21 protein-coding genes are annotated in these 18,412 nt (G+C 32.1%); 9 read left to right on the top strand and 12 right to left on the bottom strand.

Annotated elements, in window-relative coordinates:
• A complete protein-coding gene (gene rlmD, locus IR010_RS03960; protein ID WP_029269238.1) occupies positions 1-1,413 on the bottom strand; it encodes a 23S rRNA (uracil(1939)-C(5))-methyltransferase RlmD in 1,413 nt (470 codons plus the stop codon).
• Between the two features lie 222 nt (positions 1,414-1,635).
• Here rlmD and IR010_RS03955 point away from each other — a divergent pair, with 222 nt between their 5' ends.
• Complete coding sequence (locus IR010_RS03955) at positions 1,636-2,622, top strand: sensor histidine kinase (RefSeq protein WP_228515080.1); 987 nt, start codon at positions 1,636-1,638, stop codon at positions 2,620-2,622.
• 73 nt (positions 2,623-2,695) lie between these two features.
• On the opposite strand, the gene IR010_RS03950 is transcribed toward IR010_RS03955, so the two are convergent.
• From IR010_RS03950 to IR010_RS03935, 4 genes are all read right to left on the bottom strand, one after another.
• Positions 2,696-3,106, bottom strand: a complete 411-nt coding sequence (locus IR010_RS03950) for a hypothetical protein (RefSeq protein ID WP_194566857.1) — start codon at positions 3,104-3,106, stop codon at positions 2,696-2,698.
• A 155-nt stretch (positions 3,107-3,261) separates the two neighbouring features.
• Positions 3,262-4,248, bottom strand: a complete 987-nt coding sequence (locus IR010_RS03945; protein WP_194566856.1) for an aldo/keto reductase — start codon at positions 4,246-4,248, stop codon at positions 3,262-3,264.
• 115 nt (positions 4,249-4,363) lie between these two features.
• On the bottom strand, positions 4,364-5,251 hold the full coding sequence (gene cysM / locus IR010_RS03940) for a cysteine synthase CysM (protein WP_194566855.1): 888 nt from the start codon (positions 5,249-5,251) through the stop codon (positions 4,364-4,366).
• A 1-nt stretch (position 5,252) separates the two neighbouring features.
• On the bottom strand, positions 5,253-6,044 hold the full coding sequence (locus IR010_RS03935; RefSeq protein WP_029269248.1) for a serine O-acetyltransferase: 792 nt from the start codon (positions 6,042-6,044) through the stop codon (positions 5,253-5,255).
• Positions 6,045-6,233: 189 nt separating this feature from the next.
• Here IR010_RS03935 and IR010_RS03930 point away from each other — a divergent pair, with 189 nt between their 5' ends.
• On the top strand, positions 6,234-6,935 hold the full coding sequence (locus IR010_RS03930; RefSeq protein WP_194601767.1) for a DUF1003 domain-containing protein: 702 nt from the start codon (positions 6,234-6,236) through the stop codon (positions 6,933-6,935).
• Between the two features lie 12 nt (positions 6,936-6,947).
• Here the strand turns inward: IR010_RS03930 and IR010_RS03925 are convergent, their stop codons facing one another.
• Positions 6,948-7,214, bottom strand: a complete 267-nt coding sequence (locus tag IR010_RS03925) for a DUF2752 domain-containing protein (RefSeq protein ID WP_228515107.1) — start codon at positions 7,212-7,214, stop codon at positions 6,948-6,950.
• Positions 7,215-7,338: 124 nt separating this feature from the next.
• Here IR010_RS03925 and IR010_RS03920 point away from each other — a divergent pair, with 124 nt between their 5' ends.
• Positions 7,339-7,524: a hypothetical protein gene (locus IR010_RS03920; protein ID WP_029269253.1), complete on the top strand. Its 186-nt coding sequence runs from the start codon at positions 7,339-7,341 to the stop codon at positions 7,522-7,524.
• Positions 7,514-8,065, top strand: coding sequence for a Smr/MutS family protein (locus tag IR010_RS03915; protein WP_194601765.1), 552 nt, complete (start codon positions 7,514-7,516; stop codon positions 8,063-8,065). Before IR010_RS03920 ends, IR010_RS03915 begins: the two co-directional genes overlap by 11 nt.
• 130 nt (positions 8,066-8,195) lie before the next feature.
• On the opposite strand, the gene IR010_RS03910 is transcribed toward IR010_RS03915, so the two are convergent.
• Complete coding sequence (locus tag IR010_RS03910; protein WP_194601762.1) at positions 8,196-9,194, bottom strand: hypothetical protein; 999 nt, start codon at positions 9,192-9,194, stop codon at positions 8,196-8,198.
• An 86-nt stretch (positions 9,195-9,280) separates the two neighbouring features.
• Here IR010_RS03910 and IR010_RS03905 point away from each other — a divergent pair, with 86 nt between their 5' ends.
• A complete protein-coding gene (locus IR010_RS03905) occupies positions 9,281-10,405 on the top strand; it encodes a cysteine desulfurase family protein (RefSeq protein WP_194601759.1) in 1,125 nt (374 codons plus the stop codon).
• An 82-nt stretch (positions 10,406-10,487) separates the two neighbouring features.
• Here IR010_RS03905 and IR010_RS03900 read toward each other — a convergent pair whose 3' ends face one another.
• Positions 10,488-11,048, bottom strand: coding sequence for an L-threonylcarbamoyladenylate synthase (locus IR010_RS03900; RefSeq protein WP_194566850.1), 561 nt, complete (start codon positions 11,046-11,048; stop codon positions 10,488-10,490).
• A gap of 208 nt (positions 11,049-11,256) precedes the next feature.
• Between IR010_RS03900 and IR010_RS03895 the strand changes: the two genes are divergently transcribed.
• Positions 11,257-12,042 carry a DUF5672 family protein gene (locus tag IR010_RS03895; RefSeq protein ID WP_194601756.1) on the top strand — a complete coding sequence of 262 codons (786 nt, stop codon included), beginning with the start codon at positions 11,257-11,259 and terminating at the stop codon, positions 12,040-12,042.
• Here the strand turns inward: IR010_RS03895 and IR010_RS03890 are convergent.
• The gene (locus tag IR010_RS03890; protein WP_194601753.1) at positions 12,039-13,139 is read right to left on the bottom strand and encodes a glycosyltransferase family 4 protein; all 1,101 of its coding nucleotides are present in this window, start codon (positions 13,137-13,139) and stop codon (positions 12,039-12,041) included. The genes IR010_RS03895 and IR010_RS03890 overlap by 4 nt on opposite strands.
• A 204-nt stretch (positions 13,140-13,343) precedes the next feature.
• Between IR010_RS03890 and IR010_RS03885 the strand changes: the two genes are divergently transcribed.
• The gene (locus tag IR010_RS03885; protein WP_194601750.1) at positions 13,344-14,111 is read left to right on the top strand and encodes a Kdo domain containing protein; all 768 of its coding nucleotides are present in this window, start codon (positions 13,344-13,346) and stop codon (positions 14,109-14,111) included.
• On the opposite strand, the gene IR010_RS03880 is transcribed toward IR010_RS03885, so the two are convergent.
• The 3 genes from IR010_RS03880 to IR010_RS03870 all read right to left on the bottom strand — a co-directional run bounded on the left by IR010_RS03880 (position 14,108) and on the right by IR010_RS03870 (position 16,873).
• Positions 14,108-14,878, bottom strand: coding sequence for a glycosyltransferase family 2 protein (locus tag IR010_RS03880; protein WP_194601747.1), 771 nt, complete (start codon positions 14,876-14,878; stop codon positions 14,108-14,110). The genes IR010_RS03885 and IR010_RS03880 overlap by 4 nt on opposite strands.
• Positions 14,875-15,951: a glycosyltransferase family 9 protein gene (locus IR010_RS03875; protein ID WP_228515079.1), complete on the bottom strand. Its 1,077-nt coding sequence runs from the start codon at positions 15,949-15,951 to the stop codon at positions 14,875-14,877. Before IR010_RS03875 ends, IR010_RS03880 begins: the two co-directional genes overlap by 4 nt.
• Positions 15,952-16,057: 106 nt before the next feature.
• Positions 16,058-16,873 (bottom strand): 2,3,4,5-tetrahydropyridine-2,6-dicarboxylate N-succinyltransferase, encoded by an 816-nt coding sequence (locus tag IR010_RS03870; RefSeq protein ID WP_194601745.1) that lies wholly within the window; start codon positions 16,871-16,873, stop codon positions 16,058-16,060.
• A 283-nt stretch (positions 16,874-17,156) separates the two neighbouring features.
• Here IR010_RS03870 and IR010_RS03865 point away from each other — a divergent pair, with 283 nt between their 5' ends.
• Positions 17,157-17,786, top strand: coding sequence for a PAS domain-containing protein (locus IR010_RS03865; protein WP_194601742.1), 630 nt, complete (start codon positions 17,157-17,159; stop codon positions 17,784-17,786).
• Between the two features lie 139 nt (positions 17,787-17,925).
• The gene (ruvX, locus tag IR010_RS03860; protein WP_029269277.1) at positions 17,926-18,342 is read left to right on the top strand and encodes a Holliday junction resolvase RuvX; all 417 of its coding nucleotides are present in this window, start codon (positions 17,926-17,928) and stop codon (positions 18,340-18,342) included.
• Positions 18,343-18,412: the final 70 nt, after the last annotated feature.

Here is an 18,412-nt window from a genome sequence, read left to right as displayed (position 1 = left end):
TTATCGAAGTTCTAAAAGTACAACATTTTCAACATGATGTGTCTGCGGAAACATATCAACCGGCCTAACACGTGTAACTTTATATTTTTCATCCATTAAAGCCAAGTCGCGCGCCTGTGTTGCGGAATTACAACTTACGTAAACTACTTTTTTAGGAGCAATTTTCAAGATTTGCTCAATAACGTCCTTATGCATCCCGTCTCTTGGCGGATCTGTAATAATAACATCTGGTTTTCCGTGCTGTGCAATAAAACTTTCGTTAAATACAACTTTCATGTCTCCAACAAAAAACTCGCAATTTGTAATATTATTGCGTTCTGCATTTGCCTTAGCGTCTAAAATTGCTTCTGGAACACTTTCTACTCCAATTACTTTTTTTGCTTTTTTAGAAACAAATTGTGCAATAGTTCCAGTTCCAGTATATAAATCATAAACGGTTTCATTGCCAGAAAGTCCAGCAAAATCACGTGTAATTTTGTATAGTTCGTAAGCTTGATCAGAATTAGTCTGGTAAAAAGATTTAGCATTGATGCTGAATTTTAAACCTTCCATTTCTTCAAGGATATAATCTCTACCTTTATATAATTTAATGTCTTGATCGTAAATGGTATCGTTTTGTTTTGAATTTACCACATATTGCAATGAAGTTATCTGTGGAAATTTTTCATATAAATGATCTAAAATCAATTCACGATTTTTCTTGTCATTTTCATAAAACTGAATCAAAACCATGATTTCGCCAGTAGAAGCCGTACGAATCATAAAAGTTCTTAATAATCCAGATTGTTCTCTTGGATTAAAGAATGCTAAATTATGTTCGTTAGCAAAATCTCTGATTTCATTTCTAATAGCATTCGACGGATCTTCCTGCAAATAACATTTTTGAATGTCAAGAATTTTATCCCACATTTTCGGAATATGAAATCCAAGCGCATTTCTGTTTCCTAAATCTTCTGAACTTCCAATTTCTTGTTCTGTTAACCAACGAGCATTAGAAAACGAAAATTCCATTTTGTTTCTGTAAAAAAACTGCTTTTCTGAACCCAAAATACTTTCGAATTCAGGGAGTTCAACTTTTCCAATACGCTGTAAATGATTTTTCACTTCGTTTTGTTTGTAATACAATTGTTGGCTGTATTTCATATTTTGCCATTTGCATCCTCCACAAACTCCAAAATGCTCGCATATTGGTTCGATGCGATGTTCTGAAAATTCATGAAATTTTACGGCTTTGCCTTCATAATAGGCTTTTCTTTTTTTGAAAGTTTGTACGTCAACTACATCACCCGGTACTACATTCGGAATAAAGATTACTTTTCCGTCAGGAGCCTTCGCTACTGATACTCCCTTTGCTCCAGCATCAAGAACCTGGATTTGATGAAAGACAACTTTGTCTGTATTTTTTCTTCCCATAGCGCAAAAATAAGGGTTTGTAAACTTTTATAAATTTAAATTTTAAAATATTTTATCAAATTCTTCAATTTACTAGTTTAATTGCGTTTATAAGTTAACTTTGTTTTTAGCAATTGCCCTAAAAGCTACATTTTTAACCTATAGTATTGTTATTTTTTTATGAAGTTGTATCATAATCTTTCACAAATAAGCTTTCTAAAAAAAAGTTATGCGTTTAAATTTTTGTTTGTAGCTTTTATAGGTATTCATATTCCTTTGATCGGAATTTTATTTTTTGTGCTTTATTCAAGTCATACTATTTCGCCAACTTCTATTTTAGTTTTTTCTCTCATTATGACTTTGCTGGCAACTTTGGTAACTCTTTTGGTATTAAACCAATTGATTAAGCCTATTGCTGTTGCCTCAAAATCGTTAGACGATTATAGAAACAATCGAAAATTATCTGTTTTGCCTACGGAATATACGGACGAAGCAGGTTTGCTGATGTGTAATATTCAGGAATCTATATATGAATCTGAAAGTTTTATAAATGAAAAACAGGATTTAATTTATATGCTTTCGCATGATTTGAAAAATTTTGCTGGAAATCCGCAAGGTTTGGCACAATTAATATTAAGTGAGAATCCATCAGAATCGGTAAAGCATTTAGCCGAGTTAATTTGCGAATCGACCAATCTTCAATTCCGATACATAGAAAATTTTATCAAACTATTAAAAGAACAGGATCAGGTTGTAAAATTAAATCCGGAAGCAAAACTTGTTAATTTTTCAAATATTGTACCTTTTATTAATGAACAAGTCGAACAGCGACTGATTGATAAAAACATAAATATGAATTTAAGTTTAGAAACAACTGAAGCTAAACTTAGAATTGATGAGGGATTGCTGGTTCAGGTTTTAGTAAATTTAATCAGCAACGCTATTAAATTCTCTTATTTTGACAGTGAAATTAAAGTCCGAATTTATAACGAAGATTCTAAATTAATTATAACAGTTGCTGACAAAGGAATTGGTTTTAATAAAGATCAGATTGAAGAATTATTCAAAAAATTCACCAAAATGAGCCGACTAGGAACTGCAAATGAACTTTCAACCGGAATTGGTCTTTACTTGTGCAAAAAAATCATCGAAAGAAATAAAGGCGATCTTAGTGCTAAAAGCGAAGGTAAAAATAGAGGAGCCGAATTTAAAATTGAATTTGAGGTATAGTTTTTTTTTTAGGAGTTGCTAAGGTTCTAAGGTTCTGAGTTGCTAAGATTAAAATGAGAAAATTCAGTTTGTTTTAAAAAGCGGTATTTCTTAATAACGTAGGTTTTCCATCTACACACCCAACTCCGGCGGGTGGCGAGACAATATCACAGGTCGAAAAAATATTCCATTTTCCATTAAATGCTACTCTTGCATCAGTATAGGTTTTTACTTTAGCTAAAAATTCGGCTGTGTTTATTTTTTTAGAATAAACAATAAATTTTTCTGGTCCACCGCATGCTTTTGCGCCAATTGCAGTAAAATCCCAATCTTTTGAATCTGTACAGGTTTCTGAATTAACTTTAGAAAGCGTTAAAATTTCCTGATACATTTTTTCTAATTGTTGCATGTCATTTTCTTTAGCATCAGAATTATCAGTGCGGTCATTACTGCACGAAACAAAAAATAGACAAAGAGTTGTTAGTATAAAACTTAATTTTTTCATGGTTAGTGATTGAAGGTTAGTTTTATACATAGATGTATAAAACCAAAAATAGTTGCGTGGATTTTTTTAAAGATGCTAAGGTTCTGAGATTCTAAGACGCTGAGATTAAAAAAAACTTAAATCTCAGAACCTCAGTATCTTAGTATCTTAGAAGGCTACCATAAATGATGTACTGAAGGTTTTATATATTCTTCATAAATTGCATTCATAGCTGCAATCTTCTCAGAAGTTAATTTAGGTAAATCATAAACCGATAAATTAGACTCAACGTGACTTGCTTTCGAAGCACCTGGAATTATGCAGCTTATATCTTGAAAACTTAAAATCCACTGCAAGGCAATAGGAGCAAGGTTTGGAGTTTCAGGAAATAAAGCTTTTAGTTTTTCAACGGCTTTTAAACCTAATTCATAATCAATTCCAGAGAAAGTTTCTCCTTTATCAAAAGCATCTCCGTTTCTATTGAAGTTGCGATGATCCTGCGAATCAAAAGTTGTTTTTGCATCAAATTTACCAGTTAAAAGCCCGCTTGCCAGAGGAACTCTGGCAATAATTCCAATGTCTTTTTTTCTAGCTTCGGAGAAAAATAATTGCGACGGGCGCTGACGAAATAAATTAAAAATAATTTGAACTGTCGTTACATTCGAATATTCGATTGCTTTTAATGCTTCTTCGACTTTTTCTACACTTACGCCCAGATTCAAAATTTTGCCCTGATCTTTTAACCGGTCGAATAATTCAAAAATTTCAGGTCGGTAAAAAACTTCAGTAGGAGGGCAGTGCAGCTGAATTAAGTCCAAAGTTTCTAATCCCGTTCTTTTTAAACTGTCTTCAATATATTTTTGAAGCACTTTTGGCTGATAGCCTTCACTCACATGCGGATTAATAAAACGGCCGCATTTTGTAGCTACATAAATACGCTCAGATCGAGAACGAACCACTCTTCCAACAGCAGTTTCGCTTAATCCATTTTCATAAACATCAGCAGTGTCAATAAAATTAACACCATTATCAATTGCAGTATGTATAAGCTCATCTGCAGTTTTATCATTAAAACCTGATCCCCATTTTCCTCCAACTTGCCAAGTACCAAGTGAAATTTCAGAGATGTTAAAGTTCGTTTTTCCTAGTTTTCTGTAGAGCATAATTTTTTTTTGAGGTTAAAAGGTATAAGCGACAAAGGTTCAAAGTTTTTTAAGGTTTTAAAGAACTTATTTCTGTTTCTGAACCTTTGTAACTTTGAACCTTTGTTCCTCTTTTTCAATCAAATAAATCCGAAGACAAATAACGATCACCCCGATCACAAATGACAGCTACAATAACGCCGGATTCTAATTTTTCGGCAATTTTTAGGGCAACTGCTACAGAGCCACCACTGCTCATTCCGGCGAAAACGCCTTCTTCTAGTGCTAGTCTTTTGGTCATTTCGCGGGCTTCCTCTTCGCTTACATCAACAACAGTATCCACTTTTGATGCATCAAATATTTTAGGTAAATATTCCTGAGGCCATTTTCGAATTCCAGGAATCTGAGATCCATCGCTTGGCTGCGCGCCCACGATTTGAATTGCTGGATTTTTTTCTTTTAAATAAGTCGAAGTTCCAATAATTGTTCCTGTTGTCCCCATAGCCGAAACAAAGTGCGTTACGGTTCCTTCGGTATCATTCCAAATTTCTGGTCCAGTTGTTTTATAATGCGCTTTCCAATTGTCGTGATTCGCAAACTGATTTAACATGATGTAACCGCCTTCTGCCACTTTTTTGTCGGCATAGTCCCGCGAACCAATAATTCCGTCTTCAGCAGGCGTTAAAATAACTGTAGCGCCATAAGCTCGCATGGTTTGTGTTCTTTCTTTTGTAGAATCTTCGGGTAAAACCAATTCTATTTCGATTTGAAACAATTGCGCAATCATTGCTAAAGCGATTCCTGTGTTGCCGCTTGTTGCTTCAATAAGTTTGTCTCCTTTTTTAATTTCGCCTCTTTCAAGAGCCGAAGCAATCATGTTATATGCTGCCCTGTCTTTTACGCTTCCTCCGGGATTGTTTCCTTCGAGTTTGAGCAAAAGTTTTACGTTTTTATTTTTAACCAAATTGACAGTTTCCATCAATGGAGTATTTCCAATTAGGTTTAGCAATTTCTGTGGACCCATTTTATTTTTTTTCTTTTATTTTAACTTCAGTTGTAGTAGTGTTCAGAACGATGGAATCTTCTGGAACCGATTTGGTAATCCAGGAATTTCCGCCAACAATACTATTTTTTCCGATGACAGTTTCTCCACCCAAAATAGTAGCGTTGGCATAAATACAGACATTCGCTTCTACCGTTGGATGTCTTTTTGCATTTTTCATTTCTTTGCTTACACTCAAAGCGCCTAAAGTAACGCCTTGATAAATTTTTACGTGTTTTTTGATAACCGTAGTTTCCCCAATAACAATTCCTGTCGCGTGATCTATAAAAAAGGGCGATGCAATTTGAGCACCGGCGTGAATATCAGTTCCGGTAATTCTATGTGCATATTCGCTCATTAACCTGGAAAATAATAATAAATCTAACTTGTATAATTCGTGGCTTAATCTATAAATAGCAATGGCATAAAAACCTGGATATCCTAAATAAACTTCATCAATGCTGTTTGATGCTGGATCATTTTCTAAAATATATTCGGCATCTTGATTTAATTTTTCTAAAACTCCTGGCAATTTTTCGAGAAATCGATCCCAAATCGATTCGCATAAATTTTCTGGTTTTTTACAGGCAAGAACCGCAATTTCCTTAAAGCATATTTCGAGTTCATCAATGCTTAAATCTAAATTGGCATTAGAATCAAAAAGGGTATAGAAAAGTTTCTCGGTAAAATCTTCTGTTTTGGTTTTGATTCCGTAATTTATATTAGAATGGCTTTTTAAAGCCTTAATATTTTGTATGATATTGTCTTTGGTCACAATTGTAAAATTGAATGGATATTTGAAACGTTAAAAGTAAGGCGTTTTTTGTAAATAAGGACACGAATTAACTAAAGAAATTTTGTATTGCCGATTCTATTTGTGATAAATAAAAGAATTATAAATGCTCATTTTTTATATGATTCTTAAGAAGTTAAATGCGTAAATTAGCCAGTAAAATTTATAAAAATGAAAAACAATTTGACTTTTAAAAGTGCTATTTCTGATCTTGATTTTCCGGAAAGTGAGAAAATTTGGGGCAAATCGATACACGACCCTATTTTAGGGCTTATAATAAAAGATTTTCCGTCGTTTAATGATAATGACTGCATTGCCGTAAAAGAATTAAATGAATACCGCCAAAAATACATTTCGAATTATTTGTCTACAGAAATAGGAGCGCTTTCTGATCTTGAGAAGAGTGTTATTGCTTCCTTAAAAGAAGATAAATCAATAGTGAGTATTATTGAAGATGAAGCAGAAACAAGAAGTTTTGGTCAAAAAATAGCTGACAAAGTAGCTGACTTTGGCGGAAGCTGGACGTTTATTCTTTCTTTTTTATTTTTTATTGTGCTTTGGATTGGGGCAAACGTTTATATTTTATTGAATAAAGGTTTTGATCCTTATCCGTTTATTTTGCTGAATTTGATTTTATCCTGTATTGCCGCATTGCAGGCGCCAGTCATTATGATGAGCCAAAATCGTCAGGAAGAGAAAGATAGAAATCGTGCAAAAAAAGATTATATGATCAACTTAAAATCAGAATTAGAGATCAGAATGATTCATGATAAAATTGATCATTTGATTATGCATCAACAGCAGGAATTAATCGAAATTCAAAAAGTACAGATTGAAATGATGAACGATATTTTGAATCAGATCAAAAAATAATTCTTACAAAAATTAGATGTAAAAGTGTTTATAAAAGTAACCGCCAACCATAAAAATCAAGTTGAAGAAAGCTAAATTCCAAACTATTTTTTTATAATTTCTCGATCTGTCTAAAAAATACAAAGCCACAAAAATGAAAAATAAAAGCATAGAATAGACCGCCGGATACATATAAAAAGCGGCTAAAAATTCACCTTTAAAAAGTAAGAATAAAGAACGCTGAAAACCACAGCCTAAACACTCTATTCCGAAGAGGGTTTTGAAGAGGCAAGGGATCATATATTTTTCTAAACTCACGGTGATTGTTTTGTGCAATTTTACAAAAAAATATTGGATATCATTTCAAGAGTTGAGAACTGCTATTTTAAAGTTTCATACTTTTGAAAACTTATACTTAAAGAAAATGAAAGCGTTTAAAATTTTAATAATGATTCTTGCTATTTCGGTTGCGTTATATGAGCAGGTTTCTGAAGAAAAAAATATCTATATAATGGTAATTGCAATTGTAGTTTTCATGTATGGAATGATGCAACTGAGTGCAAAAACACCGAGTAAAAATCAAGATAAAGAGGAGCAGGATGTTGACTAAAGGAGATAAGGTTTCAGTTTTAGATGAAGCCATAAACGGAACAGTTGTTTCAGTTAAAAACAAGGAAGTTTTGATTGAAACTGAAGATGGATTTATGATGACATTTTTTGTCAATGAATTGCTTAAAATTCACGATTCCAGTAATTTAATGAATTCTATTAAAAGAATTAATTTAGATGAGATTTCGAAAGAAAAAACAGAGCCAAAACCTAGAAGTTTTGTAAAAGAAAAGAAAGATAAACGCGAAATTTCGGCTCCAGAATTTGATTTGCATATCGAAAAGCTAGTTCCAAATAAACGCGGTATGTCAAATTATGACATTTTAACTTTACAGACTGAAACCGCAAAAAGACACATTGAATTTGCGATCAGAAATCGCATTCCAAAAATTGTTTTTATTCACGGCGTTGGCGAAGGAATCTTAAAAGCCGAACTTGATTTTTTATTGGGCCGTTATGATGGAATAGATTTTCAAGACGCCAATTATCAAAAATATGGTTTAGGTGCCACCGAAGTTTATTTTAGACAAAGCAATAAATAAGACTGTTTTATCGAGTATAAATTATTGGATTTAATACATAAAAAAACATCCGTTTTTCACTCTAATTCTTAATAGAAATCAAGTTGAAAAACGGATGTTTTTTTGTAAGAATGAAAAAGCTTTTTTTTTACTAAATAACTATTGTTACTGTTCCTAAAACAAAAGTTGTAGCTAGATTAAAAATACTGTTTCCTTTTTTAAGTTTTGCATTTTTAAGAACAACGGTATGTTTGTAAACATTATTAGTATGTGTTGTTGTTACCTCTATAATTCCACTTACACTTGCAACACCTGTTTCACCTACCCATGTATCTTTTACTGTAGGAGTCGTTGGCGTTAATGTTACACAATAATAGTCTTTTGGGCTTGTTGGCAAATTACCATTGTATGTTCTGTAATATAAATTATTTAAAGTTGCAGTTGTGTTTGTGGCCGCATTAATTAAACTTGTTCTAGGTTTGCCAGTTGGAGTATCTTCATTGATAAATAAAGAAGTTGCATCAAAGTTTTCAAGTACTAATGAATTTGAAAGATTGTTGTTGTAAACTTTCTTTTGTTCAGAACAATAATCAGCTGTTTCATCAGGAACAGTTACGACAACTGGTGTAACCGATGACAAATAGTCTCCGAAAATATATTCTTTTTCAATTTGTTCTTGTGGTTTTAAAAACGTAATATTTCTAAAAACAATATTATGACTGTAACCTGTAATTTCAGTATGCCCATCATCTGGTGCTGGTGATTTATAAACTGGCGATGTTGCGATGACAATTTTTCCAGATTTTCCAATCCATTCTTCAGTAACATTAGGCGTTTTTGGAGGTATTGTACCGCATATGTTTTCTTTTGCTACAGTACCGTCATATGCTCTGTAAACAACACGATAACTGCTATTGTCAATGTCATAGGTTAAGGTGTCGCCTGGGGTAGTAGGATTGTTTTTAATACTGCCTGAAGGCAATTGCAGAAGAAGTGATTCCTGAGTCTTAAGTTTATAAATTAAAGTGCTGGTTGTATCACAACTTGTCGAGGTAACATCTGCAAAATCGATAGTTTCTATAGTTAAGTCGCCATCATCACAACCGTTTAATAAAAGGCCAAAAAACAAAAGGCATGCATATTTTTTCATCGTAATTTTATTTGGGTCAAAAATAGTGAAAAATTTGGCAAATGATATTTAAGATTAGACAATTGATATTTCATAACTTTGCAATGATGAAAAAAGTATACCTCGATAACGCCTCTACTACTGCTATACGCCCTGAAGTTATTCAGGAAATGACCAAAATTATGGCAGAAGATTTTGGTAATCCGTCTTCTACGCATAGTTTTGGCCGTAACGGAAAAACTATTTTAGAACTTTCTAGAAAAAGTATTGCCAAAAATTTAAATTGTTCTGCACAGGAGATTATTTTTACTTCTGGCGGCACTGAAGCAGATAACTGGATTCTGAGATCTGCTGTTGAAGATTTAAAAGTAGAGCGAATTATTACCTCTAAAGTAGAACATCACGCTGTTTTGTATGCTGTTTTGGCTTTACAGGCAGATTATAATATTCAGGTTGATTATGTGAAAATTAATTCTGACGGAAGTATCGATTTAACACATTTGTCTAATTTATTGGCAGAAGAAAAAAAGACAATTGTTAGTTTAATGCATGTTAACAATGAAACGGGAACTGTTTTAGATCTTGATCGAGTGGGAACAATTTGCAAGCAGTATAATACTTTGTTTCATTCTGATACCGTACAATCGGTTGGTAAAACAGAAATTGATCTGCAAAAAACCGCTGTAGATTTTATTGTAGCAAGTGCACATAAATTTCACGGACCAAAAGGTGTTGGTTTTGCTTTTATTCGCAAAAACTCTGGTTTACAGCCTTTAATTTTTGGTGGAGAACAAGAAAAAGGACTTCGTGCCGGAACCGAAGCCGTGCATCAAATTGCTGGAATGGCAAAAGCTTTGTCTCTATCTTATGAGAATTTAGATCGCGAAAGAGAATATATTTCAGGTCTTAAAACCTATCTTATTCAGGAGTTGAAAATTTATTTTCCAGATTTTAGAATCATTGGAAAAAGAGACGATTTTTATAATCTTATAAACATTATTTTGCCTTTTTCATCAGATAAAACTTCTATGCTTTTGTTTAGTCTAGACATGAAGGGAATTGCAGTTTCAAGGGGAAGCGCCTGCCAATCCGGAAGCATAAAACCATCGCATGTTTTAAAAGAAATGCTTTCGGAGACTGATTTAAAATTACCAAATCTCCGAATTTCATTTAGTCATTACAACACCAAAGAAGATATCGATTGGCTAATTGAGAGTCTTAAGGTTGTTTAAAGTTTCAGGTTTCAAGTTTCAAGTTGCAGGTTCTGGATAAAACTTGAAACCTGAAACTTGAAACTTAAAACAGAAAAAATCACTATTTTCGAATCACTTTTACCTGTGAATCATTTGTCAATTTTATAATGGTTGAAGGTTTTCCTGCAACTTTATCCTGATTCAATTTTACAACATAATCAACTCCGTTAATAATTTCAGGATTAATGTCTTTGAAAGCAATAGGAGTGGGCTGTCCAGAAATATTAGCCGAAGTTGAAACCAATGGCTTTTTCATTCGCTCTAATAATTTAAAACAAAAAGGTTCTTTTACGATGCGAACTCCAAGCGAATTATCAGCTGCAATTATATTTTTAGCAACGTTTCTTGGTTCGTCTAGAATTAATGTAGTTGGTTTTTCAGATAAATCTAAAATTTGCCAAGCTACTTCTGGAATGTTTTTAAATACATTATACATCATTTTTTCGCCATTCATCAAAACAATCATACTTTGTGTTTCAGCACGCTGTTTTAGCTTGTATATTTTTGCAACTGCCTCTGGATTAGTAGCATCACAACCAATTCCCCAAACCGTATCTGTCGGATAAAGAATGATGCCGCCTTCTTTGATAACGTCGTAAGCGTTGATTATTTCTTCGTTCATTGTAAAATGTTTGATAACTTATTATGTGGCAAAAATAATCTTTCTTGTTGGTATAAAGTTTAAATTTAATTTAGAATAATGAAGTTTTTCTTATTTATAAGATTATTTTTGTTCTTTAAGTCAGAATATCAAAAAGAAATTTATTGTAAAAAAATGCTTTTAATAGTAGGCAATAATTTTTTTAACAGATTTAATTTTAAAATACCACATGTCTGAAAAATTAGTAAAAATAATTATTCCTGTCTATAAGGAGTATTTTGGTGAACTTGAAGAAAAATCGTTTTTACAATGCTGTAAAGTCTTAAAAGACTACGAAATTGTAATTGTGCATCCAGAAGGATTGAATCATTCTTATTTAACGGATAAGTTTGATAATATTACTGCTAAAAGTTTTCCTAAAAAATATTTTGCTAACATTAACGGTTACAATGAATTGCTGTTGTCAGATCTATTTTATGAAGCTTTTTTAGATTTCGAATACATTTTAATCTATCAATTGGATGCTTTTGTTTTTAAAAATGAATTAATAAAATGGTGCAAAAAAGGATATGATTACATTGGAGCACCTTGGATCGCAACTTCTACAGATTCTTTTGGAATGAATATCTTCAACAAAGTAGCAAGATTATTCAGGTCAAAAAAGAAGAATGAACGCGAACAGACTTTCTTTAAAGTTGGCAATGGCGGACTTTCATTACGAAAAGTAGCTTCTCATTATGCAATTGCAAAACAGCATCAACAATTTATTTTTGATTTTTTAAATGAAAAAGAAAAGAAAATTTATGCAATCGAAGACGTTTTTTGGTCTTTAAAAGGTCCTGAATTAGATCCGAATTTTAAAATTCCCGGTTATAAGGAGGCTGTTTACTTTGCTATTGATCGAAAACCTAATCTAGCAATGAAATTAACAAACAACGAACTTCCGTTTGGCTGTCACGGAATAAATAAACCTAAAGTAATCGAGTTTTGGAAACCACTAATTGATCAATATTAGGATACGCTTTTGTAAAAATCATAATAGTTTTTTTGCATAACATTCAAATCATGATTTTGTTTTACCAATTGAAAAGCGTTCGTTTTTATGTTTTCCTCCAAATCAGGATTTTCTAAAATTTCGAGCACCCTTTTGGATAGTGTTTCCGTATCTTTTATCGAAGCTAAAAATCCTGTTTTTCCGTCAACAATAACTTCTGGAATTCCTCCAGCTTTTGTAGAAACAACTGGAATTTTGCTTGCAAATGCTTCATAAATTGTCAGCGGAAGACCTTCAGTAATTGAAGTTAACAAAAACACATCAAACTCAGGAAGAAGATCTATTGTGCTTCTAAATCCTGTAAAGAATAGATCATTCTCTAAAGAAGCAGCTTTTGCATATTTAATTAGATCCTTTTTTAGCGGTCCATCACCTATAACAATAAATTTTATAGGATAGTTTGTTTCATTATTCGTTTTAATTTTTTTTGCTGTATCAATAAAAGTATAGATATCTTTTTGATTAGTCAATCCGGCAATATTACCGACAATTTTGGTGTCTGGTGAAAAATTAAACTCTCTATGCAGTAGATTTTGATTTGATTTATGGGTAAATTCTTCAACATTAATAGCGTCATAAATCGTTACTAAACGTTCTTTATTCGGAATGATTTTATCGAAAATGTCTTCTACAGCTTTTGATACACAGACAATTTTCTGAATTTTAGGATGTGAATATTTATATCGATTCAAAAATTTATCTTTGATTTTGTTGTTTCTTTTTCTGCTTAAGATTAAAGAAGTGCATTTTTTTAGGAATTTTAAAGCTATTAAACCTGCATTAAGTGCAGAAGAGTCATGAATATGCACAATGTTGATTGATTCTTTTTTACAGATTTTTACAATTGCCACAGTTAGGTTGAAGAGTTTAAATTTGTTTTTTTTATAAGTAAAAAAAATGGCATTATCATTTTTGCAAATTGCGGCTAATATGGAGTTGTGAGGGCATAAAATGTATTGTTTTAATTCACTTTTTTCTTTTAAAAGTTTATAAACAGTATACATCTGAGCATCACCACCTCTTAGTTCAGTTATTGATGTAATATTTAATATTTTCATTGTACGTCATATTTTCGATTGCAAAATAATAGAAGACAATTATAAAATATTTGTTGTAAAAGTTTTAAAAACAACAGAATAAGCTTTTTTAATCCAAGAAAATATTTGTCATAAAAGAATACAGAACTTAATAAATAAAGGTTTTTATTATTAGAATGAAAGCATTTAGTTATTTTTGAACTTTAAATATTACAGATACTCGCTATGCCTTTAAAAATCAACGAAAAATATAAGTCCGACGAAAATTATATATCACAGATTATCAATAGTTTTCAAACTTCTGGAGAACTTTTTGGCAATGGAGATCGTAATAAAATTAAATTGTTTGATTTAAACGGAAAAACTGTCAATATCAAATCGTTCAAAATCCCGAATATCATAAACAAAATTGCTTATAAATACTTTAGAAAATCTAAAGCAAGACGCTCATTTGAATATGCTACGCTTTTGTTAGAAAAAGGAATTGGAACCCCAGAACCAATTGCGTTTCTTGAAAATTTTAATTTTATTGGTTTAAAAGACAGTTATTATGCAAGTGAGCATTTAGTAACCGAATTGACATATAGAGAATTGGTAGAAATTCCTAACTATCCAGATCATGATAATATCTTAAGACAATTCACCAAATTTTCTTTTGATCTGCATGAAAAAGGAGTAGAGTTTTTAGATCACTCTCCAGGAAATACTTTAATTAAAAAAGTTTCTGAAAATCAATACGCATTTTTCTTAGTGGATTTGAATAGAATGAATTTTCACGACGCTATGAGTTTTGAACAGCGTATGGATAATTTTAGACGTCTGACACCTAAAAAAGAAATGATTGCGGTAATGAGCAATGAGTATGCTAAATATTACACGGATAAAACGGAGACTGAAATTTTCGAAAAAATGTGGCAGGCAACTACTCATTTTCAAGAAGAATTTGCAAAAAAGAAAAGGCTGAAAAAGAAACTTAAATTCTGGAAATCTTAGTTATTAGATCTGATTTTTTTAAGCTCCTGAAAACGCACTGCAACACTCAAAGCATTAAGATAGCAAATTATAATTCCTTTTTTTCCATCTAAGATTCCTAATCGGAGTATATATTGATTTAAAAATTGATAAGCCGGACGAATGTAAAAATGAAAAAAGTTAGGTTTGGTATTTTTTAACAGCTCTTCCTGAGCTTTCAGTTTTCCGTAAAAGACCATTTTTTGCTTGTAGTCTTCATATTTCGAGTACGAATAATGAATCAGTTTAGTTGTTAATTGACCAATTTTTCCATTTACAATTAATTTTTCGTGAACAATTTTTTCATGATTATAAATAGCACTTTCTTTCTTAAAAAGTCGGATGATTTTATCAGTCTGCCAGCCGCTAAAACGCAGTTTTTTATTTTGAAACATAAAGTTTCTGCGAACAAAATAAGCCGAAGCACTGTCTTTTTGATTAATCACAAAACTGATTTCTTTTTGAAGTTCAGGCGTCAGTCTTTCGTCAGCATCAACAAAAAGAATCCACGAATTTGAAGAAAGGCTTAAAGCAAAATTACGTTGAGAAGCAAAATTATAAAAAGCACGCTGCACTACTTTTACATTGCTAAAAGAAGAAGCAATTTCAAAAGTTTTATCTGTGCTAAAAGAATCTACAACGATTATTTCATCGGCGAAAGCCAAATGATCCAAAACATCTTTAATATTTTGTTCTTCATTATAGGTAATAACCAATGCGGTTAATGGTTGTTTTTCTGCCAAAATCATTGTATTAAAGCGCTTAAATTTTGACTTAAGAACGACTCTATTTCTTGTGCAAAAAATTCAGGCTTAAATTCCTGATATAAAGATAAAGCTTCTTTCTTGAGCATTTTTTCGGTTTTTTGCTCAAATAAATCAGCGCGATAATCTTTTAAATGAACAGAAAGATGATGAATTCCGTCCTCAAAAGTGGCCCAGATTTTCTTTTCAATCCACGGAGAAAAAATAATAAACGATGGTTTTTCAAGTGCTTTTGCCATATTTATTGCACCTCCATCATTTCCAACAATCAAATCACATTGATTCATTAGTCCGATGAATGAGCGCAAATCTCCTCCCAATAAATCAAAATAAATTTTTGCTTGCGTTGAAGGTTTGCAGGTGTTAAAAACGGCTTTGGCATCTTCTAACTGTTTCGGAAAATAATTAAAAAGAATATTTACATCTGCGGTATCAGCTACGTAATCGACAACTTTAGACATAAACTCTAAAGGATATGTTTTTAATTTTTCACTGCCCAAAAGACTAATCATAACAGTTTTTCGATCTTTTCGAACGTTGTGTTTTTCAAAAAGTGCCAAAGCTTGCTGATTTTCTTTTTCAGAAACAAATAATTTCGGAATCGGATCGATTTGAATTTTCAGATCTAAAGGTTCTAATAGCGAAAGGCGTCTTTCAATAGCTAAACCCAAATTTGTTTTAGGAAAAGGTTCAAACGCAACATTATCTGTATATAAAAACTTTCTTCCTGGTTTTTTATATGATATTTTTCGTTTTGCATTGCTTAACAAAACCAATATCCAGCTTTCTAATTTCGAATAGGCATCAATTACTAAATCGTACTTTTCGTTCCGAATCTGAAGTCCAAGTTTTAATAATTCCTTTTTGCTTTTTCGATGTTTTTCTTCAAACAAAATAATATTGTCAATACTTGAATTGCCTTCTAAAACTGGCGTTGTTGAGGCATAAACCAAATAATCTATTTGAGCCTCCGGATAAGCAGTACGCAAATTGTTGCATATTATGCTGCTGATCAAAACGTCACCAATCATTTTTTGCTGAATTACAAGTATCTTCATATAGAGAATTAAATCTTTTTAAGAGATTACAAATTGAAGCAAAAAAAATCCAAATTCCAATCATTCAATTGGAATTTGGATTTTTTAATATGTTTTTCCTTAAAATTTATACAGCAACGTCGTATTCGCGAAGCGCATTATTTAATGAAGTTTTTAAATCTGTAGATGGTTTACGAGTACCAATGATTAAAGCGCATGGCACTTGAAACTCTCCAGCTGCGAATTTTTTAGTATAACTTCCTGGAATAACAACTGAACGTGCAGGAACAAAACCTTTCATTTCAACAGGTTCGTCACCAGTTACATCAATAATTTTTGTTGAAGCAGTCAAGCAAACGTTAGCGCCAAGAACAGCTTCTTTACCAACATGCACACCTTCTACAACAATACAGCGAGAACCAATAAAAGCGCCATCTTCTATAATTACAGGAGCAGCTTGTAATGGTTCTAAAACACCACCGATTCCAACTCCACCGCTTAAGTGAACATTTTTACCAATTTGTGCACAGCTACCAACAGTTGCCCAAGTGTCAACCATAGTTCCTTCATCGACATAAGCACCAATATTTACATAACTTGGCATCAAGATAACACCGCTTGAGATATAAGCTCCGTAACGTGCAACAGCATTTGGTACTACACGAATTCCTTTTTCAGCATAACCTCTTTTCAGCAACATTTTATCATGATATTCAAAAATACCAGATTCCCATGTTTCCATTTTTTGAATTGGGAAATACATTACAACTGCCTTTTTAACCCATTCGTTTACTTGCCATTTGTCACCAACTGGTTCAGCACAACGTAATTTTCCAGCATCAACCAATTCGATAACTTCTCTAATGGCATCAGTTGTTGTAGTTTCTTCTAATAAAGCTCTGTTTTCCCAAGCTTGTTCAATTATAGTCTGTAAAGAATTCATAAGTTTTAATTTTTGGCAAAGATAGCGTATTTGTAGAAAAGCAGAAAAGTAAAACCTTTTGAAAATGTTATATATGTAACATTTTGTTTTTAATTTGATAAATAAATTTTGTTCACATTTAAATTTATTTGAACATAAATTGCCTGTAAAAGTTTTTTTATTGTTAGAATATGACAAAAGTCAGATTTCTAAGTTTTTCTTCTTTTTACTTTCGCACTGTGATTCCGAAACAGCGAAAGCGGAATTATAAATACCATTCCAAAACAAATTATAAGAAGTAAATATGAATCAGGAAAATCAACTTCAGAACAGAATTACAGTAATTGACAAAGAAGTTACATGGGACAAAACCCAGGTAATCATGAGCAAAACAAATGCTTTTGGTATTATCGAATATGCCAATGAAGTTTTTGTAGATGTTTCAGGTTATGAAGATTACGAGCTGATGGGACAGCCACACAATATTATTCGCCATCCCGATATGCCAAAAGTTATCTTTAAAGTGCTTTGGGAAAACCTGAAAAAGGGAAAAAACTTCCATGCAATTGTAAAAAACCTTGCCAAATCAGGCCGATATTACTGGGTAATTACTGATTTTGAAATTGCAAAAGATGAAAATGGCGCGATTGTAAATTATTTTGGAAGAAGACAATCAGTACCGCAAGAAGTTGTTGCGATGCACATTGAGCCTTTGTATAAAAAGTTACTTCAAATTGAAGCAGCAAGCGGTGTAGAATTTAGTGAAAAATACTTGATCGGGTTTTTAGAAGAGAAAAAGAGATCTTATGTAGAGTATATTAAAGAGCTGATTTACGAACATGAAAAAGCACAGTCTAAATTCGCGCATTACGAAGAGCAAGAAGATGAAGAAGAGGAAGAAAGAGGTTTTTTTAAAAGATTATTTAATAGGTAGATAAATTGTTTTTTTTTAGGTTTTGAATATTTGCATAAATCCGTTTTGAGTTCTCAAGGCGGATTTTTTATTGAGTTACGGTTTATTTTTTGTGAAGAATGAGAAAACTAAAATACTTATCTTTGATAAAAATTACAAAATGCCAAGAATTCTATCCATAGATTACGGACAAAAACGCACCGGAATTGCCGTTACAGACGAAATGCAAATTATTGCATCGGGCTTAACTACTATTCCTACGAATACTTTAATCGACTTTTTAAAAGATTATTTCGCAAAAGAAAAAGTAGAAGTTGTATTGATTGGTGAACCCAAACAAATGAATGGTCAGCCATCAGAAAGTGCACCGATAATTAAAGGTTTTGTAACGCACTTTTCTAATATTTTTCCAGATATGAAAGTAGTTCGTGTTGATGAGCGCTTTACCTCAAAAATGGCTTTTCAAACGATGATCGACAGCGGATTGAGTAAGAAACAGCGACAAAATAAAGGATTGATAGATGAAATTTCAGCCACAATTATGCTTCAAGATTATCTTTCATCTAAAAGATTTTAAAAACTTCCTGCTTAAATTCTTATGCCATTTTATTTTTTATAATTTTCTAACTTTTATCATGTAAATTTTA

Source organism: Flavobacterium sp. MR2016-29 (genome assembly GCF_015350695.1).
Classification (GTDB): domain Bacteria; phylum Bacteroidota; class Bacteroidia; order Flavobacteriales; family Flavobacteriaceae; genus Flavobacterium.
This window is presented reverse-complemented; position numbering and strand designations above follow the sequence as displayed.